This window comes from Modestobacter sp. NPDC049651 (assembly GCF_040659695.1).
In the GTDB taxonomy this organism is placed as follows: domain Bacteria; phylum Actinomycetota; class Actinomycetes; order Mycobacteriales; family Geodermatophilaceae; genus Modestobacter.
This window is the reverse complement of sequence record NZ_JBFAOG010000009.1, coordinates 57,896-79,029: the sequence shown is the minus strand read 5'-3', so window position 1 is coordinate 79,029 and position 21,134 is coordinate 57,896. Positions and strand designations below refer to the sequence as shown.

Annotated in this window: 21 protein-coding genes; 9 read left to right on the top strand and 12 right to left on the bottom strand. The window is 75.1% G+C overall.

Going from position 1 to position 21,134, the window contains the following annotated elements; genetic code table 11:
* Positions 1-44 precede the first annotated feature (44 nt).
* Complete coding sequence (locus AB0J00_RS14045; RefSeq protein WP_357745375.1) at positions 45-473, bottom strand: PaaI family thioesterase; 429 nt, start codon at positions 471-473, stop codon at positions 45-47.
* Between the two features lie 18 nt (positions 474-491).
* On the opposite strand from AB0J00_RS14045, the gene cutA reads away from it, so the two are divergent.
* Complete coding sequence (gene cutA / locus AB0J00_RS14040; protein ID WP_357745373.1) at positions 492-821, top strand: divalent-cation tolerance protein CutA; 330 nt, start codon at positions 492-494, stop codon at positions 819-821.
* A 10-nt stretch (positions 822-831) separates the two neighbouring features.
* The gene (locus tag AB0J00_RS14035; protein ID WP_357745370.1) at positions 832-1,431 is read left to right on the top strand and encodes a DinB family protein; all 600 of its coding nucleotides are present in this window, start codon (positions 832-834) and stop codon (positions 1,429-1,431) included.
* Here AB0J00_RS14035 and folP read toward each other — a convergent pair.
* Positions 1,413-2,273: a dihydropteroate synthase gene (gene folP / locus AB0J00_RS14030; protein WP_357745367.1), complete on the bottom strand. Its 861-nt coding sequence runs from the start codon at positions 2,271-2,273 to the stop codon at positions 1,413-1,415. The genes AB0J00_RS14035 and folP overlap by 19 nt on opposite strands.
* A 65-nt stretch (positions 2,274-2,338) precedes the next feature.
* On the opposite strand from folP, the gene AB0J00_RS14025 reads away from it, so the two are divergent.
* Both AB0J00_RS14025 and AB0J00_RS14020 read left to right on the top strand, forming a co-directional pair.
* On the top strand, positions 2,339-2,800 hold the full coding sequence (locus tag AB0J00_RS14025) for a MaoC family dehydratase (RefSeq protein ID WP_357745365.1): 462 nt from the start codon (positions 2,339-2,341) through the stop codon (positions 2,798-2,800).
* Positions 2,797-3,339: a DinB family protein gene (locus tag AB0J00_RS14020; protein WP_357745362.1), complete on the top strand. Its 543-nt coding sequence runs from the start codon at positions 2,797-2,799 to the stop codon at positions 3,337-3,339. Before AB0J00_RS14025 ends, AB0J00_RS14020 begins: the two co-directional genes overlap by 4 nt.
* Here the strand turns inward: AB0J00_RS14020 and AB0J00_RS14015 are convergent, their stop codons facing one another.
* From AB0J00_RS14015 to AB0J00_RS14005, 3 genes are all read right to left on the bottom strand, one after another.
* Positions 3,340-4,287 carry an acetamidase/formamidase family protein gene (locus tag AB0J00_RS14015; protein ID WP_357745359.1) on the bottom strand — a complete coding sequence of 316 codons (948 nt, stop codon included), beginning with the start codon at positions 4,285-4,287 and terminating at the stop codon, positions 3,340-3,342. It abuts the gene before it with no gap.
* A gap of 54 nt (positions 4,288-4,341) precedes the next feature.
* Positions 4,342-5,580 (bottom strand): serine hydrolase domain-containing protein, encoded by a 1,239-nt coding sequence (locus AB0J00_RS14010; RefSeq protein WP_357745356.1) that lies wholly within the window; start codon positions 5,578-5,580, stop codon positions 4,342-4,344.
* A 106-nt stretch (positions 5,581-5,686) separates the two neighbouring features.
* On the bottom strand, positions 5,687-5,974 hold the full coding sequence (locus tag AB0J00_RS14005) for an HU family DNA-binding protein (protein ID WP_357745354.1): 288 nt from the start codon (positions 5,972-5,974) through the stop codon (positions 5,687-5,689).
* Between the two features lie 316 nt (positions 5,975-6,290).
* Here AB0J00_RS14005 and AB0J00_RS14000 point away from each other — a divergent pair, with 316 nt between their 5' ends.
* Positions 6,291-7,214 carry an aldo/keto reductase gene (locus tag AB0J00_RS14000; RefSeq protein ID WP_357745351.1) on the top strand — a complete coding sequence of 308 codons (924 nt, stop codon included), beginning with the start codon at positions 6,291-6,293 and terminating at the stop codon, positions 7,212-7,214.
* 82 nt (positions 7,215-7,296) lie between these two features.
* Here the strand turns inward: AB0J00_RS14000 and AB0J00_RS13995 are convergent, their stop codons facing one another.
* The 5 genes from AB0J00_RS13995 to AB0J00_RS13975 form a co-directional block, all read right to left on the bottom strand.
* Positions 7,297-7,470 (bottom strand): DUF1059 domain-containing protein, encoded by a 174-nt coding sequence (locus AB0J00_RS13995; RefSeq protein WP_357745348.1) that lies wholly within the window; start codon positions 7,468-7,470, stop codon positions 7,297-7,299.
* A gap of 51 nt (positions 7,471-7,521) precedes the next feature.
* Positions 7,522-8,619: an EAL domain-containing protein gene (locus tag AB0J00_RS13990; protein ID WP_357745347.1), complete on the bottom strand. Its 1,098-nt coding sequence runs from the start codon at positions 8,617-8,619 to the stop codon at positions 7,522-7,524.
* Between the two features lie 76 nt (positions 8,620-8,695).
* Positions 8,696-9,424, bottom strand: coding sequence for a TRIC cation channel family protein (locus tag AB0J00_RS13985; RefSeq protein WP_357745344.1), 729 nt, complete (start codon positions 9,422-9,424; stop codon positions 8,696-8,698).
* A 53-nt stretch (positions 9,425-9,477) separates the two neighbouring features.
* A complete protein-coding gene (locus AB0J00_RS13980; protein WP_357745341.1) occupies positions 9,478-11,532 on the bottom strand; it encodes an acyl-CoA dehydrogenase in 2,055 nt (684 codons plus the stop codon).
* Positions 11,529-12,227 carry a TetR/AcrR family transcriptional regulator gene (locus AB0J00_RS13975; RefSeq protein WP_357745339.1) on the bottom strand — a complete coding sequence of 233 codons (699 nt, stop codon included), beginning with the start codon at positions 12,225-12,227 and terminating at the stop codon, positions 11,529-11,531. Before AB0J00_RS13975 ends, AB0J00_RS13980 begins: the two co-directional genes overlap by 4 nt.
* Positions 12,228-12,289: 62 nt before the next feature.
* On the opposite strand from AB0J00_RS13975, the gene AB0J00_RS13970 reads away from it, so the two are divergent.
* Genes AB0J00_RS13970 through AB0J00_RS13960 form a run of 3 tightly spaced genes read left to right on the top strand, consistent with a single transcriptional unit; the run spans position 12,290 to position 15,841 of the window.
* Entirely contained in the window at positions 12,290-13,585 is a 1,296-nt protein-coding gene (locus tag AB0J00_RS13970; protein ID WP_357745336.1) for an acetyl-CoA C-acetyltransferase, read from the top strand.
* A 49-nt stretch (positions 13,586-13,634) separates the two neighbouring features.
* Positions 13,635-14,987 (top strand): 3-oxoacyl-ACP reductase, encoded by a 1,353-nt coding sequence (locus tag AB0J00_RS13965; protein WP_357745334.1) that lies wholly within the window; start codon positions 13,635-13,637, stop codon positions 14,985-14,987.
* The gene (locus AB0J00_RS13960; RefSeq protein ID WP_357745606.1) at positions 14,987-15,841 is read left to right on the top strand and encodes a MaoC/PaaZ C-terminal domain-containing protein; all 855 of its coding nucleotides are present in this window, start codon (positions 14,987-14,989) and stop codon (positions 15,839-15,841) included. Before AB0J00_RS13965 ends, AB0J00_RS13960 begins: the two co-directional genes overlap by 1 nt.
* A gap of 19 nt (positions 15,842-15,860) precedes the next feature.
* Here the strand turns inward: AB0J00_RS13960 and AB0J00_RS13955 are convergent, their stop codons facing one another.
* Positions 15,861-16,991 (bottom strand): CaiB/BaiF CoA-transferase family protein, encoded by a 1,131-nt coding sequence (locus AB0J00_RS13955; RefSeq protein WP_357745332.1) that lies wholly within the window; start codon positions 16,989-16,991, stop codon positions 15,861-15,863.
* A gap of 27 nt (positions 16,992-17,018) precedes the next feature.
* Positions 17,019-18,833: a helicase-related protein gene (locus tag AB0J00_RS13950; RefSeq protein ID WP_357745330.1), complete on the bottom strand. Its 1,815-nt coding sequence runs from the start codon at positions 18,831-18,833 to the stop codon at positions 17,019-17,021.
* 384 nt (positions 18,834-19,217) lie between these two features.
* Between AB0J00_RS13950 and AB0J00_RS13945 the strand changes: the two genes are divergently transcribed.
* On the top strand, positions 19,218-21,035 hold the full coding sequence (locus AB0J00_RS13945; protein WP_357745328.1) for a hypothetical protein: 1,818 nt from the start codon (positions 19,218-19,220) through the stop codon (positions 21,033-21,035).
* The last annotated feature ends 99 nt before the right edge of the window (positions 21,036-21,134 follow it).

The following is a 21,134-nucleotide window of genomic DNA, read 5'->3' as shown; positions in this document are numbered from 1 at the left end:
ACCACAGCCAGGGTTACCGGCGAGTAGGTCCTGTTTCCGGACCGTCAGCCCCTCGGCCAGAGCACCGACTGGGTGCAGCGGAACAGCGCGACGAGCTTCCCCGTGGCCGCGTTGGTGACCACGGCGTCCCACACCTGCGTCGTCCGCCCGGCGTGCGCGTTGGTGGCGACCACGTCGATCCGGCCCTCGCGGGCGGTGCCCAGGTGGTTGCTCTTGAGCTCGATGGTGGTGAAGCCGCTGGCGCCCTCGGGCAGCAGCGCCCGGGTGGCCAGGCCGCAGGCGGTGTCGGCGAGCGCCACGACGCTGGCCGCGTGCAGGTAGCCGTTGGGGGCCAGCAGGTCGGGGCGGACGTCGAGGTGCGCGGTGAGCCGACCGGGCTCGTGGGTGTCGATGACGATGCCGAGCAGGCCCGGCAGGGTGCCCGGGGTCAGCGCGTTGAGCTCGTCGGCGGTGTGGAACCCGGTGGCGGCCATGGCTGGCAACCTACTTCCGTGGACACCGAGGAACTGGTGGAGGTCGTGGTCACGGCGCCGGACGCCGACTGGCTGGCGACGTGGACGCGGTCGCTGGTCGACGACCGGCTGGCCGCCTGCGGGCACGTGCAGCCGGGGGTGCGGGCGGTGTACCGCTGGGACGGCGCAGTGCACGACGACCCGCAGGCCCGGGTCGGGCTGCACACCCGCGCCTCGCTGGTGCCGGCGATCGTGGCCCGCGCCGACGCCGAGCACCCCGACGACGTCCCGTGCGTGATCGCGCTGCCGCTCACGGACGGGCACCCCGGCTACCGGAACTGGGTGGTGGCCGAGACCCGCGAGCCGTGACACTCGGCGGATGGGCGATCCGAAGGACGACCTGCTGACCTACCTCCAGCGCGGCCGCGACGCCGTGGTCTGGAAGCTGGAGGGGGCGCAGGAGTTCGACGTCCGGCGTCCGGTCACCCCGACCGGCACCAACCTGCTCGGCCTGGTGAAGCACCTGGCCGGCGTCGACGCGGGCTACCTCGGTGAGGTGTTCGGCCGCCCTTTCCCCGAGCCGCTGCCCTGGGCCGAGGACGACGCCGGGCCGGAGGCGGACATGTTCGCCACCGCCGAGGAGTCGCGGGAGGAGCTGGTCGCCCTCTACCGCCGGGTCTGGGCGCACGGCGACGCCACCGTCGCGGCGCTCGACCTCGACGCGACCGGCACCGTGCCGTGGTGGCCGGAGGAGCGCCGGCACCCGACGCTGCACCGGGTGCTGGTGCACCTCATCGCGGAGACCCACCGGCACGCCGGGCACGCCGACGTCGTGCGGGAGCTGGTCGACGGCGCGGCCGGGCTGCTGCCGGGCGTCAGCAACCTCGGCGCGGGGTCCGCCGACGAGCGCGCCGCCCACCACGCCCGGGTCCAGGCGGCAGCGGACCGGGCCGCTGGGGGTCAGGCCAGCCCGCGGTAGGTGTACGCCGGCGGCCGGTCGCCGCGGATCGAGGCCACCATGTCCAGCGTCTGCCGGGTCGCCGCGACGTCGTGCGCGCGGAACACCCGGGCGCCCAGCCACGCGCTCACCGCCGTCGCCGCCAGCGTGCCGGTCAGCCGCTGGTCCAGCGGCACGTCGAGGGTCTCGCCGACGAAGTCCTTGTTCGACAGCGCCACCAGCACCGGCCACCCGGTCGCGACCAGCTCGCCCAGCCGCCGGGTCGCCTCCAGCGAATGCCGGGTGTTCTTGCCGAAGTCGTGCCCGGGGTCGACGAGCACGCGGTCCCGGTCCACCCCGGCCGCCACCGCCGCGTCGGCCAGCGCGGTGGTGCGCCGGACGACGTCCGCCACCACGTCGTCGTAGGCGACCCGGTGCGGCCGGGTGCGCGGCGGCAGCCCGCCGGCGTGGGTGCACACGATGCCCGCGCCGGCCTCGGCCGCCACCTCGGCCAGCTGCGGGTCGACCCCGCCCCAGGCGTCGTTGACCACGTCGGCGCCGGCGGCCAGCACCTCCCGGGCCACCTCCGCGCGCCAGGTGTCGATCGAGATCGGCAGCGCCGGGTGCGCCGCGCGGATGGCGGCCACCAGGTCGACCGTGCGGCGGATCTCCTCGGCCGGGGTGACCTCGTCGCCGGGGGCCGCCTTCACGCCACCGACGTCCACCATGTCCGCACCCTCGGCCACCACCTCGTGCACCCGGTCGACCGCCGCCTGCAGCGCGAACGTGGCGCCGCGGTCGTAGAAGGAGTCCGGCGTCCGGTTGACGATGGCCATCACGACCAGCTCGCCGTCGGCGACGTCCCGTTGTCCCAGCCGCAGCACCGTTCCCCTTCCTGCGTGTGGTGAGGTGACCAAGCCAAGCACGACGGGCGCGAGGAGGAGCAGGGATGGCGGCGACGACGGTCGACGGGGTGGTCGGGGTGCAGGCCCTGGTCGGCGAGCACCTGGGGTTCAGCGACTGGGTGACGGTGACGCAGGAGCAGGTCGACGCGTTCGCCGCGGCGACCGGCGACCACCAGTGGATCCACGTGGACGTCGAGCGCGCCCGCGCGGAGAGCCCGTTCGGCGGGCCGATCGCGCACGGCTACCTGACGCTGTCGCTGGTGCCGGTGCTGCTCGGGCAGATCATCGAGGTCACCGGGTTCCGGCTGGCGGTCAACTACGGCCTGGACCGGGTGCGGTTCCCCTCGCCCGTGCCGGTCGGCTCCCGCCTGCGGGCCAGCGCCGAGCTCGCCGAGGCGCGGCTGGTCGACGGCGGGGTGCACCTGGCGATGACGGTCACCGTCGAGGTCGAGGGCGCCGAGAAGCCGTGCTGCGTGGCCACCGTGCTCACCCGGCGGTACGTGTGAGCGCCGTCCCGCCCGCGCCGTTGCCGGCCGACCCGCCCTACCTCGACGGCGAGCGCGCGGCGCTGGAGGCCTGGTTGGAGTTCCACCGGCGGGTGCTGTGGCGCAAGTGCGCGGGGCTGACCGCCGAGCAGCTGGGCACCCGGGCCGTGCCGCCGTCGTCGCTGAGCCTGCGCGGGCTGCTGCGGCACATGACCGACGTCGAGCGCGGCTGGTACCGGCGCATCCTCGCCGGTGAGGACGCCGCCGACCACTACGCCAGCCCCGACGACCCGGACGCCGACCTCAACGGCTTCGCCGCCGACGACCCGGACGGCGAGGCCGCGGTGGCGGCCGAGTTCGCGCTGTTCCAGACCGAGCTGGACGCCGCCCGCGCGGCCGCCGCCGGCGTCGGGCTGGACGACGTCAGCCTCGGCACCACCCGGCGCGGCGAGCGGCCGTCGCTGCGCTGGGTCCACCTGCACCTGATCGAGGAGTACGCCCGGCACAACGGGCACGCCGACCTGCTCCGCGAGCGGATCGACGGCGCCGTCGGCGACTGATCAGCGGATGGCGCCCCAGGGCAGGACGGCGTGCACCCCGACCACCTGGTTGACCACCTGGGTCACCCGGAGGTCGACCGTCGCGCTGGCCAGCCCGAGCGCCGCCGACCGGCTGACGTCGTGCAGGGCGGCCACCACGTCGAGCATCGCGTCCAGCGCGATCGCCATCGCCTCGTCCAGGTCGTCGGCGACGCCCATGGTCACCCACCCGGCCGGCGTCCGGGCGACCGGCGTGCGCACCGGGGCGCCGAACAGGTCCGGCAGCACGTCGAGGGTGAGGTCGACGGCGTCCATCGGGCACTCGATCGCGGTGCCGCTCACCTCGCCGTCCCCCTGGGCGGCGTGTCCGTCGCCCACCGACAGCAGCCCGCCGGGCACCGTCACCGGCAGGTAGAGCGTCGCGCCGGCGACCAGCTCGCGGCAGTCGATGTTCCCGCCGTGCCAGTAGGGCGGGATGGTCGAGTGCCGGCCGGGCTCCGCGGGCGGCACGCCCATGACGCCGAGGAACGGCCGCATCGCGACGCTGTGCCCCGACTGCGCGCGGGCCACCCCGGCGGCCACGTCGAGGGTCCAGGAGTGCACGAGCGGGTCGGCGGTGACGCCCAGCCGCTCGTTGAGCGCGGTCGAGCGCAGGCCCACGTAGGTGGTGCCGAACGCGCCGGGGACGACGTCGTCCACGCGGACGGCGAGCACCTGCCCCGGCTCCGCGCCGCGGACGGCGACCGGCCCGGTGAGCGCGTGCCCGTGCGCCGGGTCGTGCAGGGGGTGGCGCTGCCTGTCCCCGGGGTCGGTGCCAGGACCGGGGTGCGGGCCGGTCCACCAACCGGAGTCGAGGGTGCCGATGCGCACCGTCGTCCCCGGGTCGACGGTCAGCGCCGGCGGGAGGTCGCGGTCCCAGGACCCGTGCAGGGTGCGCTCGTCGGGCAGCAGGACGTGGTCGGGGGTCACCCGCCCATCCTGGTGGAGTCCCAGCGCATCGCTTTCCGCGCCCTGGGACTCCGCTCAGACGATCGCCTGGGCGACCAGCTGGCGCAGCAGCGAGCGGATCGGCAGCGTGCTCGAGGGCAGCAGCTGCGTGTAGAAGCCGACGGTGAGGTCCTCGACCGGGTCGACGTAGAAGGCCGTGGACGCCGCGCCGCCCCAGCTGTAGTCGCCGACGCTGGCGGGGCCGCCGTAGCGCACCGGGTCGATGACCATGGAGAAGCCCAGCCCGAAGCCGACACCGGCCAGCGGCGTCTCGGCGTACAGCGGCCGGCCGTAGGTGGCCAGGTCGACGCCCCCGGGCAGGTGGTTGCGCACCATGTGCGCCAGCGTGCGCGGGCCGAGCACCCGCTCGCCGGACGGCGTGACGCCGCCGGCCCGCAGCATCTCGGTGAACCGCAGGTAGTCGCCGGCCGTCGACACCAGCCCGCCCCCGCCGCCGAGGAACGGCCGCCGGGCCCGCGCGGCCTGCTCGAACGGCGCGGGCATCGGGGCGACGCCGGGGCCGTACAGCCGGGCGAGCAGCTCCTGGTCGTCGTCCGGCCGGAGCCCGAAGGACGTGTCGCGCATGCCCAGCGGCCCGAGCACCCGCTCCTCGAACACCTCGTCCAGCGGCTTGCCGGCGACCGCGGCGACCAGCGCGCCGAGGACGTCGGTCGACATCCCGTAGTTCCACTCGCTGCCCGGCTGGAACAGCAGCGGCATGGCGGCGAGCTGCCGACTGACCTCGGCGTCGTCCGCGCCGGGCGGGGTGCCCCACTCGAAGCCGCGCAGCCGGTAGAGCGTGTCGACCGGGTGGGCGTGGTGGAAGCCGTAGGTGATGCCCGAGGTGTGGGTGAGCAGGTGCCAGACCCGGATCGGCTCGACCTGGGGCACGGTCACGGGCTTGAGCTCCGAGCCGGCGACGTACACGGGGGTGTCGGCCCACTCCGGCAGCCAGCGGCTGATCGGGTCGGTCAGCTCGAACGCGCCCTCCTCGTACAGCGACATCGCCGCCACGGAGGTCACCGGCTTGGTCATCGAGTAGATGCGCCAGCGGGTGTCGTCGGTGACCGGCAGGCCCGCCTCGACGTCCCGCTGCCCGGACCGGCCCACGTGCACCAGGCGGCCGTGCCGGGCGACGGTCACCAGGAACCCGGGCAGCTGCCCCTCGTCGACCCAGCGGGCCAGCCGCGCGTCCAGCCGCCGCAGCCGGCCGGCGTCCAGGCCGACCTCGGCCGGGTCGGTGGTGATCTCCAGGTCGGACTGCACGGTCGTCACGCGGGGCCCCCGTCCACCGGCGGCGCCGGCTCCCCGATGAGCAGCGCCCCCGCCCGGATCCTCACACGAGGACCGGACGGGGGCGCGGCTGAGGTGCTGGGTGTCGTCAGTCGACCGGCACCGAGGCGGCGGCCTTCTTCAGGACCGAACCGGCCGACACCTTGACGGTGTTGGCGGCGGCGATCTCGATGCTCTCGCCGGTCTGCGGGTTGCGGCCGGTGCGCGCGGAGCGCTGCGAGCGCTCGACGGTCAGCAGGCCGGGCAGGGAGACCTTGTCGCCGCGGGTGATGGCCTCGACGAGCTCCTCGCGCAGGCCGTCGATCACGGCGTCCACGGTCGCAGCGGTGGTGTCGGCGCGCTTGGCGATCGCGGAGACGAGCTCAGCCTTGTTCATCGCATTCCTCTCACTGTGGTCTCAGCGGTGCCGCCCCGCGCGGGGCGGTCACCTCCCCGGGGGCCAGGTGGGCCCCCGCGGCCTCCACCGTGCCCCACACCGGCGCAGGTGATGCGCGGCGGGTGGTCGGTGGGCGGATCCGGTCGACCCCGTCGTCGACCAGCAACGGCGGGCACGTTGCCATGCCGACCTGGGTGTTGGCGAGCGGTGGGCCCGGATTTCCGGGGTTTTGGGCCCCATCCGTCACGAGTGTCACGTTCCGTGACGCCTCGTGCCCGCCGCGCGCGCCCTGGAGGGGCCGCCTAGCGTGGGGGTCATGCCTCAGCTCCCCGGGACCGACCTGACCGTCAGTGACCTCTGCCTGGGCGGCAACGTCTTCGGGTGGACGGCGGACGAGCCGACGTCCTTCGCCCTGCTGGACCGCTTCCACGACGCCGTCCCCAGCACCCAGTCGCCGTTCGTCGACACCGCCGAGATGTACGGCAACGGCGTGTCCGAGACGATCCTGGGCAACTGGCTGGCCGAGCGCGGGGTGCGCGACCGGATGGTCGTCGCGACCAAGGCCTCGCCGGGGCAGAAGGAGCACCCGCTGTCGGCGCCGGAGATCCGGGACGCCTGCGAGCGGTCGCTGCGGAACCTGCGGGTCGACCACATCGACCTCTACTACGCGCACTACGACGACGACACGACGCCGCTGGAGGAGACCCTGACGGCGTTCGACGAGCTGGTGCAGGCCGGCAAGGTCCGGCACGTCGCCGCGTCGAACTACTCCGCGGCGCGGCTGACCGAGGCGCTCGACCTCTCCGAGAAGCTGGGCGTGACGAAGTACGTCGCCCTGCAGCCGCACTACAACCTGATGGAGCGCCCGGTCTACGAGGACGAGCTGGCCGGCGTCGTCGGCGAGCGCGGGCTGGGCTGCATGCCCTACTTCGGGCTGGCCCGCGGCTTCCTGACCGGCAAGTACCGGGCGGGCGAGACGATCGACTCGCCGCGCGCGCAGGGGGCGGCCAAGTACGTGGGGGAGAAGGGCGACCGGGTGCTCGCGGCGCTGCAGGAGGTCGCCGACGCGCACGGCGTCACCGGTGCCGCGGTCGCGCTGCGGTGGCTCGCCGACCAGCCGACGGTGACCGCGCCGATCGCCAGCGGCCGCTCGGTCGACCAGCTCGCCGACCTGCTGCCGATGCAGGACCTGGTGCTCACCGACGACGAGCGGCAGCACCTGACCTCCGCCTCCGCCTGACGAAGGACCCCCTCCTCCCCACCCTTCGCAGGCTCGGGGCGGTGCCCTGGAGGGGGCCGACGGCTGGGCGCGCCGTACGTGGCTAGGCGGTGACGATCGCGGCGCGGACGGCGTCCACCAGCTCGGGCGAGATGTCGGTCAGGCCGTGGTCGGCACCGGCGTGCGCGGCGACCTGGGCGAAGATGCCCTGCTCGTCGGGGGCGGTGAAGGAACGGGTGCAGCCGGGGACGACGTCCCCGCAGGCGAACGACTTCATGGACTCTCCTCGTCGAGGGTGGACCGGCGGCCCGGCGGGCCGCCGGGGGCTTCAGCTGCCGGCCGCGGCGGTGGCGAGGTCGTCGACCCGCAGCAGGCCGAGGACGTCGCCGTTGCCGGCGGTGCAGACGACGGGGTCGAAGCGGTGCACCGGCGGGCGGGTCATGGCCCGCCGCAGCACCTCCTCGACACCCGCGGACGGCGGCACGCGCAGCGACACCGGCGCCCGGTAGGGCACCCCGGTCCGCGGGTCGGCCAGGACGAGCTCGACCGGGACGTCCGCGGCGTCGAGCAGCACGTAGGGGGCGGGCAGCGGGCGGTCGTCGGTGGTCGACCGCTGCCGCAGCGGGCGCAGCAGGCTGGCGACCGACTCGGTCAGCCGGCTGCGCGCGACGTGGGTGCGCACCAGGTCGACGACGTCGCGGGCCAGCGGGGCGAAGCCGGGGGTGGGCCGGCCGAACAGCCAGCCCTGCGCGAGCGGGACGCCGAGCCGGGCGAACACCGCCAGCTCACCGGGGGTCTCGACGCCCTCGGCCAGCAGCCAGGCGTCGATCCGGCTGGTGAACGCGCCGACCATCTCCGCCAGCGCCGCCTTCACCGGGTCGCTGTCGGCGTCGGCGACCAGGGCGCGGTCGAGCTTGACCAGCTGCGGGCGGACCTCGGCGAGCTGCTGCAGGCCGGCGTAGCCGGAGCCCGCGTCGTCGATGGCGATGAGCGCGCCGCGGCCCCGCAGGGCGGCGGTCTGCGCACGCAGCTCGGCGAGGTCGCCGGCCGGCATGTGCTCGGTGAGCTCGACGACCACCCGGCGCAGCGACGGTGGCGCGGCCAGCGCAGCGGCGACCGGCGGGCTGGCCAGCAGGTGCGGGCTGACGTTGACGGTGAGGAAGGTGTTCGGCGGCAGGTCGGGGAGGGCGGCCAGCGCCTTGGTCAGGGCCAGCGCCTCCAGCTCGGCGCCCAGGCCGGCCTCGGCGGCGGCGGCGAACCAGACGTCCGGGGTGGCGGTGCCGGGGAAGCGGGCCAGCGCCTCGTAGCCGGCCACCGACGCGCTGGCCAGGTCGACGATCGGCTGGAACACGATGGTCAGGTCGTCGTCGTCGGCCAAGAGCGGGCGACAGCTCCAGCGCTGCTGCTGCGGGAGGGTCGAGGTCACGCAGGGGACATCGGACGCTCCCCGCCGCTCCTTGAGACCCGGTCCTCCGCGAGGGGCAGGCCGGGGGTCCGCGGGCTCAGGCCCGCGGCCGGCGCCGGGGACGCAGCGGCCGGTTGCGGCGCCGGGTGCGCGGTGGCCGGCCGCGGTTGATCATCCTGCTGCGCAGGTCCAGCGCCACCGGGGCCTCCCAGCCGCGCCACACCGACAGCACGCGCAGGCCGGTGACGAACGTGATGACCACGGCCGCGACGGGCAGCGGGCCGAGCCCGACCGGCCCGGCGAGCACGCTGAGCAGGATCGCGCCGAGGAGCGCGGCGACCGCGTTGTAGGGGCCGGGTTGGACGATGTCGGCGCGCTGGGCGAGCAGCAGGTCGCGGATCACCGCCCCGCCGACCGCGGTGAGCGTGCCGATGAACACCACCGAGGCGCTGGGCAGCCCGGCCAGCTGCGCCTTCTGCGCGCCGACCACGGTGAAGAAGCCGACGGTGATCGCGTCGAGCACGACGATCAGCGAGGTGAGCCGGGACAGCCAGCCGGAGAAGAAGAAGGTGACCGCCGCGGTGACCGCCACGGTGGGCAGGTAGGCCGGGTTGGTCAGCGCGACCGGCGGGCCCTCGGCGAGCAGAACGTCGCGGATCAGCCCGCCGCCCAGGCCCGTGCTGACCGCCAGCAGCAGGACGCCGGACACCGCGAACCCCTCGCGGGCGGCCAGCAGCCCGCCGGTGAGCGCGCCGACGACGATGGCGGCCAGGTCGACCGCCGCCGGGACGTGCAGACCGGTGTCCGCCGCTGCTGCCAGGTACACAGCCGCACATCATCCGGGTGGCCGGGTCCGTGGACGCGGCCACCCGGCGCCGGCTACTGGGCGGGGGCCATCTCCAGGTCGGTGGCGGTGGCCGGCACCGCCGGCTCGGTGCCGGCGGCCCGGAGCGCGGCGTCGTGCGCGGCCATGGCCTCCTGGCGCTGGTCCTCCTCGCGCAGGATGGCGCAGTTGAGCCACTCCTGCGGGACCGCGAAGCCGTCGACCAGGGTGCGCAGGTGCGGCCGCAGCTCCTTGAGCAGGTCGTTCACCGCCCCGGTGAGCGCCTTCGCCCGGGGAGGGGTCAGCCGCCCGTGCTCGAGGAACCAGCCCTTGTCCGCCTCGATGGTCGACAGCGCGTACAGGTCGCAGACCTTGGACAGCAGCGCCTTCGCGGCCGGGTCGGCGGTCCGCTCGATGCCGGCGACGAACGCCTCCAGCACGATCCGGTCGATGTGCGCGGTCGCCGTCTTCAGCACGTGGTCCTGCACGTCGTTGAAGATGTCGAAGGGCCGGTCCTTCTTGGTCGCCGCTCCGCGCCGCAGCCGCTTGATGGCGCCGTCCAGGACGTGCTTCTCGCGGTCCTCGAACGCGGCCAGCTGCCACCCGCGGTCGGTGAACGGCACCTCCTCGCCGCGGCCGGGCACCGCGTCGACCAGCCGCTGGATCAGCCCGCGGGCCGCCGTCCGCTCCAGCACGGTCTCGCGGACCTGCTCGGCGACGAACTGCGCCCGGCCCCAGCCGTCGAGCGAGCCGAACGCGTCGCGGTAGCCGGTGAGCAGGCCCTTGGCGACCAACTGCAGCAGGACGGTGTTGTCACCCTCGAACGTGGTGAACACGTCGGTGTCGGCCTTGAGCTGCGGCAGCCGGTTCTCCTGCAGGTAGCCGGCGCCGCCGCAGGCCTCCCGGGCGGTCTGGATGGTGCGCGTGGCGTGCCAGGTCTGCGCGGCCTTGAGCCCGGCGGCCCGCGACTCCAGCTCGCGCTGCGCCGTCTCGTCGACCGCTGCCCCGGACCCGCCCTGCCCGCCCACCAGCACGTCGTGCATCCGGCAGAGCAGCTCCTCCTGGGCGAAGGCCAGCGCGTAGCTCGTGGCCAGCGCCGGCACCAGCTTGCGCTGGTGGACCAGGTAGTCGTTGACGACGACCTCCCGCTCCTCGCCGGGGGCGGCGAACTGGCGGCGGACGTCGCCGTACCGGACGGCGATCTCGAGCGCGACCTTGGTGGCCGACGACGCCGAGCCGCCCACGCTGACCCGGCCGCGCACCAGCGTGCCGAGCATGGTGAAGAAGCGGCGCGTCTCGTTCTCGATGCTCGAGGTGTAGGTGCCGTCGGGGGCGACCTGGCCGTAGCGGTCCAGCAGCATCTCCCGCGGCACGGTCACGTGGTCGAAGCCGAGCCGGCCGTTGTCGACGCCGAGCAGGCCGGCCTTGGGGCCGTCGTCGCCGATGGTGACGCCGGGCAGCGGGTTGCCCTGCTCGTCGCGGATCGGGACCAGCCAGGCGTGCACGCCCCGGCCCTCCCCGCCGGTGACCAGCTGGGCGAAGACGACCGCCATCCGGCCGTCCTGGGCGGCGTTGCCGATGTAGTCCTTGCGCGCCGCCTCGTGCGGGGTGTGCAGGTCGAACGTCTGCGTCGCGGGGTCGTACGTGCAGGTGGTGCGCAGCTGCTGGACGTCGGAGCCGTGGCCGGTCTCGGTCATCGCGAAGCAGCCGGGCAGGGAGAAGTCGATGATCGACGGCAGGAACTCGTCGTGGTGGCGCTGGGTGCCCAGCGCGTGGACGGCGCCGCCGAACAGGCCCCACTGCACGCCGGCCTTCACCATCAGCGACAGGTCGCCGAACGCCAGCATCTCCACCGAGACCACCGAGGCGCCCGGGTCGTCCTGCCCGCCGTACGCGGCGGGGAAGCCGTAGGCGGTGCGCCCGGTGGCGGCCAGGTCGGCGCACAGCCGGGTGACGCGCGCACGGGCCTCGGCGACCGACTCGCCGTAGACCGGCGCGTACTTCGCCTCGCCCAGGTGCTCGCGGGCGTCGCGGCGGACGTGGGCCCACCGGCCGTCGAGCACCTCGGTGAGCGCCTTCGGGTCGACCGGGGCGAGGGGCGAGCTGGTCATGCTTCCTCCTTGCTGTCCCGCGACGCCTGCGTCGCGGGCACGGGTGCGGTGACGCCGGCCAGGCCGGCCCAGGCGAGGTCGGTGAGCTGGGCGGCCAGCTCGGCGCGCGGGATCGGCCGGTCGGCGCGCACCCACCAGTCGGCGGCGGCGCGGACCAGCCCGATGACCCCGTGGCCCCACGGCGCGGCCGGCGCCGGGTCGCGGCCGGCGGCGGTCAGCGCGTCGGCGACCAGCCGGGCCGCCTCGTCGCCGACCAGGTCGGAGAGGCTGCTGACCGGGTCGTCGCCGACCGGACGGTCGGTCAGGCCGTGCGACACGACGAACCGGTAGACCTCCGGGTCGGCCTCCAGGAACGCCAGGTAGGTGTCGACCGCGGCGACGACCATCGAGCGCGGGTCGGAGCTGCTGCCCATCGCGGTGCGCAGCCGGCGGGTGAGCTGCTCGGCGACCCGGGCGCAGACGGCGACGTACAGGTCGCTGCGGTGGGTGAAGTGCCGGTACACGACGGTCTTGCTGGTGCCGGCCTCGGCGGCGATCTCCTCCATGCCCACCCCGGCGCCGTGCCGGGAGACCGCGGCCAGCGTGGCGTCGACCAGCTGCTCGCGGCGGGCACGGCGGTGCTCGTCCCACCGCGAGTCGCGGCGGTCGCGGCGGGCGTGCTCCTCCCGCGTCAGCGGCCTGAGCTCCGAGTTCACGTTACGGACGGTACCTGATACCGTCGGTACCGAGCAAAGCGACCCACCCTCCGGAGGCACCGATGGCAGCCACTCCCCGCCCCAGCACGCGCCGGGCCGCGATCGTCGGCGGCAACCGCATCCCGTTCGCCCGGGCCACCACCGCCTACGCGCAGGCCAGCAACCAGGACATGCTCACCGCCACCCTCGACGGGCTGGTCGCCCGCTTCGGGCTGCAGGGCGAGCAGGTCGGCGAGGTCGTGGCCGGCGCCGTCCTCAAGCACTCCCGCGACTTCAACCTCACCCGCGAGGCCGTGCTCGGCTCCCGGCTGTCGGCGGCGACGCCGGCCTACGACGTCCAGCAGGCGTGCGGCACGGGCCTCGAGGCCGCCGTCCTGGTCGCCAACAAGATCGCGCTGGGCCAGGTCGAGTCCGGCATCGCCGGTGGCGTCGACACCGCGTCCGACGCGCCGGTCGCCGTCAACGACGAGCTGCGCCGGGTTCTGATGAAGCTGAACGCGGCGAAGACGCTGCAGCAGCGGCTCAAGGCGCTGGCCGGGGTCCGCCCGGGGCAGCTGCTGCCCGACGTCCCGCGCAACAGCGAGCCGCGCACCGGTCTCGCGATGGGCGACCACGCCGCGATCACCGCGCTGGAGTGGGAGATCGGCCGGGCCGAGCAGGACGAGCTCGCCCTGCGCTCGCACCAGAACCTGGCCGCCGCCTACGAGCGCGGCTTCTTCGACGACCTGGTGACGCCCTACCTCGGTCTGTCCCGCGACAACAACCTCCGGCCGGACACCTCGCTGGAGAAGCTGGCGAAGCTCAAGCCGGTCTTCGGCACCGGGCCCGACGCCACCATGACCGCGGGCAACTCCACGCCGCTCACCGACGGCGCCTCGGCGGTGCTGCTGGCCAGCGACGAGTGGGCCGCCGCGCGCGGGCTGCCGGTGCTGGCGCACCTGGTCGACGCGCAGACCGCGGCGGTCGACTACGTGCACGGCGGCGAGGGGCTGCTCATGGCCCCGGCCTACGCCGTCCCGGCGCTGCTGCAGCGCAACGGCCTCACCCTGCAGGACTTCGACTTCTACGAGGTGCACGAGGCCTTCGCCTCGACCGTGCTGTCGACCCTCAAGGCGTGGGAGAGCCCGGCGTTCTGCAAGGAGAAGCTCGGCCTCGACGCGCCGCTGGGCCCGATCGACCGCGCCAAGCTCAACGTCGCGGGCTCGTCGCTGGCCGCGGGCCACCCGTTCGCCGCCACCGGCGGGCGGATCGTCGCGACGCTGGCCAAGCTGCTGGCCGAGGCCGGCCCGGGCAAGCGCGGGCTGATCAGCATCTGCGCCGCCGGCGGCCAGGGCGTCGTCGCGATCCTCGAGTCCTGACCCACCCCTCCCGGCCTCGGTGCCGAGGCCGGCACGAAGGAGAGCAACAGTGAGTGACTGGTACCGCGACTTCGCCAACTCCGGGGTCGGGACGACGATCACCCGGCAGCTCGGCCTGCCCCGGCCGGCGGTGCTGCGCCGGTACGAGCCGGGTCAGCCGCTGCTCGCCGGGCCGGCGGTCGTCGGCTCGGCCGGGGAGGGCCGGCTGCGCACGGCCGTGACCGAGGTGCTGCGCGACGCCGGCGTGACCGTGCTGTCCCCGGTGGTGGCCGACGGCAGCACGGACGGCGAGCGGCTGGGTGCCGTGGTGCTCGACGCCACCGGCCTCACCGGCCCCGCCGACCTGGCCGGCGCGCACGACTTCCTCGCCCCCGCGGTGAAGCGGCTCGCGCCGAGCGGCCGGCTGGTCGTGCTCGCCGACCCGCCGGCCGACGCCGGCTCGGTGGCCCAGGCCGCCGCCCGGCAGGCGCTCGAGGGGCTGGTGCGGTCGGTGGCCAAGGAGCTGCGCGGCGGTGTCACGGCCAACCTTGTGCTCATGCCGCTCGGTGCCGAGGACGCGCTGCCCGGCCCGCTGCGGTTCTTCCTCTCCGGCCGCTCGGCCTACGTCGACGGCCAGGTGCTCACCCTGGCCGCCACCGAGGCGCCCGGGCAGGACGAGACCGCGCCGCTGGCCGGCAAGGTCGCCGTGGTCACCGGGGCGGCGCGCGGCATCGGTGCGGCGATCGCCCGGGTGCTGGCCCGCGACGGCGCGCACGTGGTCGCGATCGACGTCCCGGCCGCGGGGGAGCAGCTCGCCGCCGTCGCCAACGAGATCGGCGGGACGGCGGTCGCCCTGGACATCACCGCCGCCGACGCCGGCCCCCGGCTGGCCCGCCAGCTGCTCGCCCGGCACGGCGGGGTGGACGTCGTGGTGCACAACGCCGGCATCACCCGCGACAAGCTGCTGGTGAACATGGACGCCGCCCGCTGGAACTCGGTGATGGCGGTGAACCTGCAGGCCCAGCTGGACATCACGCAGGCGCTGCTGGACACCGAGGGTGCGCTCGGGCCCGGGGCCCGGGTGGTCAGCGTCAGCTCGCAGTCGGGCATCGCCGGCAACCGCGGGCAGACCAACTACGCGGCGAGCAAGGCCGGCATCATCGGCATGGTGCGCGCCTGGGCGCCGGCGTTCGCCGAGCGCGGGGCGACGATCAACGCCGTCGCGCCGGGCTTCATCGTCACCGAGATGACCGCGACGATGCCGCTGGGCACCCGCGAGGTCGGCGCCCGGCTGAACTCGCTGCAGCAGGGCGGGCTGCCGGTCGACGTCGCCGAGACCATCGCCTTCCTCGCCCAGCCGGCCAGCGCCGGGGTCAACGGCCAGGTCGTGCGGGTCTGCGGCCAGTCGCTGCTGGGGGCGTGATGGCACCGACCGTGCTCACCGAGGCGCCGAACATGGCGGCGCTGTACGCGCGGGCCGCGTTCACCGCGCGCGGCCGCGGCGGCGACCTCCCGGGCACCCACCTGGCCCGGGTCGGCGTCGAGGTCGACCCGGCCCAGCTGGCCGGTTACGCGCGGGTGTGCGGGTTCGGGCTGAGCGGCGCGCTGCCGGTTCCGTTCCCGTTCGTGCTCACCTTCCCGCTGCAGCTGACGCTGATGGCCGACCGCTCGTTCCCGCTGGCACTGCCCGGCCTGGTGCACGTGCGCAACCGGATCGAGCAGGTGCGCGCCGTGGGCGCGGGCGAGCGGCTGGACCTCGAGGTCTGGGCGCAGACGCTGGCCGCGCACCGGCGTGGCGCGACCGTCGACCTGGTCTCCTCGGTCCGGGTGGCCGGTGACGAGGTCTGGCGCTGCCGCTCGACCTACCTGTCCCGCTCGGCGACCGCGCCCGAGGGAGCTCCCGACGCCGACGTCGACGTGCCGGTGGGCGACGTCGAGGGGGTCGCGGCCCGCTGGCGGGTCCCGGACGACGCCGGCCGGCGCTACGCGAAGGTGAGCGGCGACGTGAACCCGATCCACCTGTCCGCGCTGAGCGCCAAGGCGTTCGGGTTCAAGCGGGCCATCGCGCACGGCATGTGGGTCAAGGCCCGCGCGCTGGCCGCGCTGCAGGGCCGGCTGCCGGAGTCGCTGAGCGTGGACGTCGGGTTCCGCAAACCGTTGCTGCTGCCCTCGACCGTGGTGCTGTCGACCGCCGCGGTCGGCGAAGGCTGGGACCTCGCCGTCCGCAGCGAGAAGTCGGGCACCGAGCACCTGGTCGGCGTCGTCCGCGCGCGCTGACGTCGGCCGAGGAGCAGCCTCAGGCCTGCACGGCCGCGCCCGTCGCCAGCAGCCGGTCGACGTCCGGCACCCCCCAGGCGGTGAGCGCCTCGCGGGTGTGCTGGCCCGGCCGCGGCGGCGGGGTCGACAGCGCTCCCGGCGTCCGGGAGAACCGCGGCGCGGGCGCCGGCTGGACGACGCCGTCGTGCTCGACGTAGGTCCCGCGCGCGGCCAGGTGCGGGTGCGTGAACGCCTCGGTCCACGACAGCACCGGGGCGGCGCAGGCGTCCGAGCCCGCGAACACCGCCTCCCACTCGGCGCGGGTGCGCCCGGCGATCGTGGTCGCGAGCAGCGCGCGCAGCGCCGGCCACTGCGCGCGGTCGTCGCGGGACGGCGCGGTGCCGGTCAGGCCGAGCCGGTCCAGCAGCTCCGCGTAGAACTGCGGCTCCAGCGCGGCGACGGCCAGGTGCGCGCCGTCCGCGGTCTCGTACACGTCGTACCAGGGGACGCCGGTGTCGAGCAGGTTCTGCCCCCGGCTGTCGGTCCACAGCCCGGCGCCGAGCAGCCCGACGACCAGCGTGGACAGGTGCGCGGTGCCGTCGACGACCGCCGCGTCGATCACCTGGCCGCGACCGCTGACCGATCGTTCCAGCAGTGCCGCGAGCACCCCGACGACCAGGTACGTGCCGCCGCCACCGAAGTCGCCGAGGAGGTTGAGCGGCACCTGCGGCGGCCCGCCGGCCCGGCCGATCGCCGAGAGCGCGCCGGTGACGGCCACGTAGTCGAGGTCGTGCCCGGCGGTGCCGGCGAGCGGGCCGTCCTGGCCCCACCCGGTCATCCGGCCGTAGACCAGCCGCGGGTTGCGGGCCAGGCACTCCTCGGGCCCGAGCCCCAGCCGCTCGGCGACGCCGGGCCGCCAGCCCTCGACCAGCACGTCGGCCCGGCCGGCCAGCTCCAGCGCGGTCGCCACGCCGTCCGGGTGCTTCAGGTCGATCGCGGCCGACCGGCGGCCGCGGTTGAGCAGGTCCGCAGACGGGTCCAGCGGCGGGGCGGCGCCGGGCCGGTCGATCCGCAGCACGTCGGCGCCGAGGTCGGCCAGCAGCATCGCGGCGAACGGGCCGGGACCGATCCCGGCCAGCTCGACCACCCGGAGTCCTGCCAGCGGTCCCATCGGGCCACTGTGCCAGCCCGGGGGAGGTCAGCCCCGGCGGGACCGGCCCTTCGGCCCACCCTGCCGGCCGCCGAGCGCCCGGCCGGCGGCCCGGCCCGCGGTGCGCCGGCCGCCGCTCCGGGACGCCCCCGCGGGACGCCGGTCGCGCTCGCCGCCGCCGCGGCCGGACGGCGCGCTGCACGACTTGCAGGTGGAGAACCAGGGGGCGATCGCGGTGCCGCACCCGCCGCAGGTGCCCGAACGGCCCAGCGAGATGGCGCCGGGGAGCATCTCCGAGATCGTCTCGGCGCACTCCTCCTCGACCCACGCGGCGTCGTCGCTGGACAGGCCGGCGACGTCGGGGAACTGGCGGAGCAGCGTCTGCGCGTCGCGGGCGGCCGCGGCGGTCTGCTCCCACTCCTCGACGCTGCCCTCGACCGGCAGGTCGGGCAGCACCAGCTCGGGCTGCACCGGCTGGCCGACGGCGTGCTGCAGCGCGGCCTTGGCCAGCACCAGCCAGCGGGTGCGCCGCGGCGGGTTGTAGTCGATGGCCAGGTTGACCAGCCGCCACACGGTGTTCAGGTCGGCGCCGGCGCCCAGCGGGCCGCGCAGCAGCGGCAGCAGCACCTGCACGCGCATGATCAGCGTGCTGACGTCGTCCGCGGTCATGGCGCTGTCGCGGGTGGCCTCCCGCGCCCAGGCCTGCCAGCGGGCCAGCGCCTCGGGCAGGTCCTGCGGCTCGTAGGCGCCGAGGTCCTCCAGCTCCGGCCGCAGCCGCGGCGCGCGCTTGGGCAGGTCGCTCATCTCGTCGCCGCGGGCGACGGCCGCACCGCGGTGCACCAGGGCGACCTCCGGCCGCATGCCGGTGACCCTGGTGAGGACGCCGACGGTGCCGTGGCCGGTCAGCCCGTAGCGGCCGGCGCGGCCGGCGATCTGCGCGGCCTCCCAGGTGCGCAGCGGGCGCACCTTCTGGCCGTCGAACTTCGTCGTCTCGGCGAACAGCACGGTGGTGGCCGGCACGTTGATGCCGTGCCCGATGACGTCGGTGGTGACCAGGACGTCGAACTCGCCGTCGGTGAACTTCTCGATCACCTCGCGGCGGGTGGCCGGGGGCAGGGCGCCGTAGAGGACGCCGACCTTGCCGGGCCGGTGCACGTCGAGCTCGGCGGCGACGGCGTAGACGTTCTTGCGGGAGAACGCGACGACCAGCGTCTGCGGGCGCACCGTGTCCGGGCGGACCGGGGCGCGCAGCACGTCCAGCCGGGACAGCCGCTTGTGGTTGACGACCTCGACGTGCTCGGCGTCGGCGACCAGCGGCTTGAGCAGCAGGTAGGCCTCGGCGGCGGAGATGAGGTGCATCTCCCGGTACTCGCCGGTGAGCAGCAGCCGCGCCCAGTGGTGGCCGCGGTCGGGGTCGGCGACCCAGTGCGACTCGTCGAGCACGAGCAGCTCACCGCGCAGCGGGGCCTTCTCCACCGTGCAGCAGACGATCGGTGCGAACGGGTCGATCTCCTCCTCGCCGGTCGACAGGCCGACGGTGCCCGGCGGGAGCTGGGCGGAGAGCTTCGCGTACGCCTCGTGCGCGAGCTGGCGCAGCGGTGCGGCGTAGACGCCGGAGCCGGTGCGGGCCAGCGCCTGCAGCGACTCGTAGGTCTTGCCGGAGTTCGTCGGGCCGAGGTGGAACACCACCTGCTCGGGCCGGACGGCGCGGGTGGGCAGCTCGGGCGCAGCACCCTCGACCCAGATCTCCTGGGCGCGGGCCTCGTCACGGCGGGCCTGGCGGTCGGTGCCGCGGTCGGCCGCTGCGCGGACGGAGGTGCGCTCGCGGCGGCGGGCAGTGGGGGACGGCTGGGGTGAGGTCACGAGTTCCTTCGAGTGCAGGGGCGCGGGGAGGTCGACGCGGACAGTCGCGGACCGGATCCACCTACCAGAACTCTAGGGGGCCGACCGGCATGCCCGCTGTGGCCCGCGTCTCGCCACGCTGATCCGTTCGTCCGGGCCGGCGCTGCCCGGCCACAGCCGCGCATTGGTGACTTGTCGCCATGGTGGGAACGTCGCCACGATCCGACGCTTGGCAGTTGTCGCCGACGACCAGGATCGTCCACCGCAGATAACGATGAGGTCACGCGGCGTCACACGGCTCGGTGTCGCGCCGACTGTGGGTCGTCTGAGCCGTCACTGTCCTCGACGTCCGGCACCCCGGACGTCTGCGCCCGGCACCCCGGGCACCCCCAGCAGGGAGCCGACGTGCGCATCACGTCCCCGTCCCGTCGTGCCGCGGCGGTCCTCGCCGTCAGCGCGATCGGCATGTCCACGGCCGTCCTCTCGGTCACCGGAGTCGCCTCCGCCAGCGTGGACCGCGACTTCACCTTCTCCACCGACGCGTCGTCCGACGCCGACGTCCTCCTGGTCGACGGCGAGCACGAGCTCACCATCGACGACCGGTACTGCAGCATCACGTGGGACCTGACGGGTGGCTCCGGCGGTGCCGACACCAACGAGAACGAGGGCTCGCTGGCCGACCACCTCGTCGTGGAGACCGACCTCGACATCGCGCCCGACGACACCGTGAGCTACTGGCTCTACCCCGGCACCAAGGGTGGGGACGCCCTCGCCGGCGACCCGGCGAGCCCGGGCGCGGGCGGCCGCAACTGGGCCGGCGGCAACGGCCTCGACGGCTGGTACGACGGCGACCTGTACGCCGGTGGCGGTGGCGGCGCGGCTTCGGCGGTGCGCACCTCGGAGTTCCTGCCGCCGGCGCAGCAGGGCCTGGCGGGCGGCGCGATCGGCGGCGAGTACCTGTCGGCCGACGGCGGCGCGGGCGCCGGCGCCGACGAGGGCTACGGCCTCGGTGGCGGTCACGGCTTCGTCCACCCGCAGGGCGCGACGCCGACCGTCGCCGTGAACGCTCCCACGATGGGCGACGGCGTCATCTCTGGCACCGCCCACCTGTGCGCCCCGCAGGACAACGGCGGCGGCGTCGTCGTCACCGACCCGGTCGACGAGAACGACGGCGGCCAGCAGGAGCAGCCGCCGGCCGTCACCGTGACCGGCGCCCCGAACGTCAAGTGGGTCGACGGCGGCGACCACTCGCTGTCCTTCCAGCTGTGGCGCACCACCGTCGCCGACGGCGAGAAGATCACCGGCGTCCAGTACTCGCTGAACGGCGGTTCCTGGACCGCGGTCACCGACGTGGAGAACACCGGCGACTTCCAGTACGAGGGCACCATCGGCGGTCTGGTGACCGGCAAGAGCTACTCGGTCTCCTTCCGGTTCACCACGAACAACAAGCCCACCGAGGCATCGGAGCCCGTCTCCGCCGCGCCGGTGGCGCCCGCCCCGACCGCGGTGACGGCCGTCGCCGGCCCGTCGTCGATCAAGGTGGGCTGGAAGCCGTCGGCCGAGCCGCAGGGCGTGACCGGCTACGTCGCGTGGGCCATCCCGACCAAGGCCCAGTCGGGCGACGAGCCGCCGATGTGCGCCACCGACGCCGCCACCTTCAGCTGCGTCCTCGGCGTCCCGGCCGGCCAGGTCTACGACGTCTACGTGGTCGCCACCACCGGTGACGAGTGGGGTGTCAGCTCCGAGCCGGTGACCACCGCCACCGTCGCCCCGGTCGCCGTCTCCCAGACGCTGCCCAAGGCCTCGGGCGTGCTGACCAGCGACGCCAAGGACGGCAAGGCCGTCGCCGGCGGCAAGGTCGTCATCTCCGGCAAGGACTTCCTGCCCGGCTCCACCGTCGAGCTGGTCATCTACTCCACCCCGGTCTCGCTGGGCTCGGCGGTCGTCGGCCCCGACGGCACCTTCAGCCAGGAGGTCACCCTCCCCAAGGAGCTGGCCAACGGCACGCACCACCTCGTCGCCTCCGGCGTCGACGTGAACGGTGACCCGCGCAACCTGGTCGTCGAGGTCGCGGTCACCGGCGGCACGGCTGCCGCGGCCACCGGGAACGGCACGGGCCTCGCCTACACCGGCGCGACCGTGCTGCCCTACCTCGGCGGCGGGCTCGTGGCCCTGCTCGCCGGTGGCGCGCTGGTGCTCTTCGGTCGGCGCCGCAACGCCTGACCCGCACCGCACCGCACCCGGCTCCGGCCCCGTCCCGCACCCGCGGGGCGGGGCCGGTCCCGTTCCCCGGGGCAGGTCCGGTTCCCCGGGCCGGGTGGC

Excerpts from the sequence above, each read along its gene's own strand:
- AB0J00_RS14045 (WP_357745375.1), bottom strand. The coding sequence starts at position 473 with ATGGCCGCCACCGGGTTCCACACCGCCGACGAGCTCAACGCGCTGACC.
- AB0J00_RS14035 (WP_357745370.1), top strand. The coding sequence starts at position 832 with ATGGGCGATCCGAAGGACGACCTGCTGACCTACCTCCAGCGCGGCCGC.
- AB0J00_RS14025 (WP_357745365.1), top strand. The coding sequence starts at position 2,339 with ATGGCGGCGACGACGGTCGACGGGGTGGTCGGGGTGCAGGCCCTGGTC.
- AB0J00_RS14005 (WP_357745354.1), bottom strand. The coding sequence starts at position 5,974 with ATGAACAAGGCTGAGCTCGTCTCCGCGATCGCCAAGCGCGCCGACACC.
- AB0J00_RS14000 (WP_357745351.1), top strand. The coding sequence starts at position 6,291 with ATGCCTCAGCTCCCCGGGACCGACCTGACCGTCAGTGACCTCTGCCTG.
- AB0J00_RS13995 (WP_357745348.1), bottom strand. The coding sequence starts at position 7,470 with ATGAAGTCGTTCGCCTGCGGGGACGTCGTCCCCGGCTGCACCCGTTCC.
- AB0J00_RS13980 (WP_357745341.1), bottom strand. The coding sequence starts at position 11,532 with ATGACCAGCTCGCCCCTCGCCCCGGTCGACCCGAAGGCGCTCACCGAG.
- AB0J00_RS13970 (WP_357745336.1), top strand. The coding sequence starts at position 12,290 with ATGGCAGCCACTCCCCGCCCCAGCACGCGCCGGGCCGCGATCGTCGGC.
- AB0J00_RS13960 (WP_357745606.1), top strand. The coding sequence starts at position 14,987 with ATGGCACCGACCGTGCTCACCGAGGCGCCGAACATGGCGGCGCTGTAC.
- AB0J00_RS13955 (WP_357745332.1), bottom strand. The coding sequence starts at position 16,991 with ATGGGACCGCTGGCAGGACTCCGGGTGGTCGAGCTGGCCGGGATCGGT.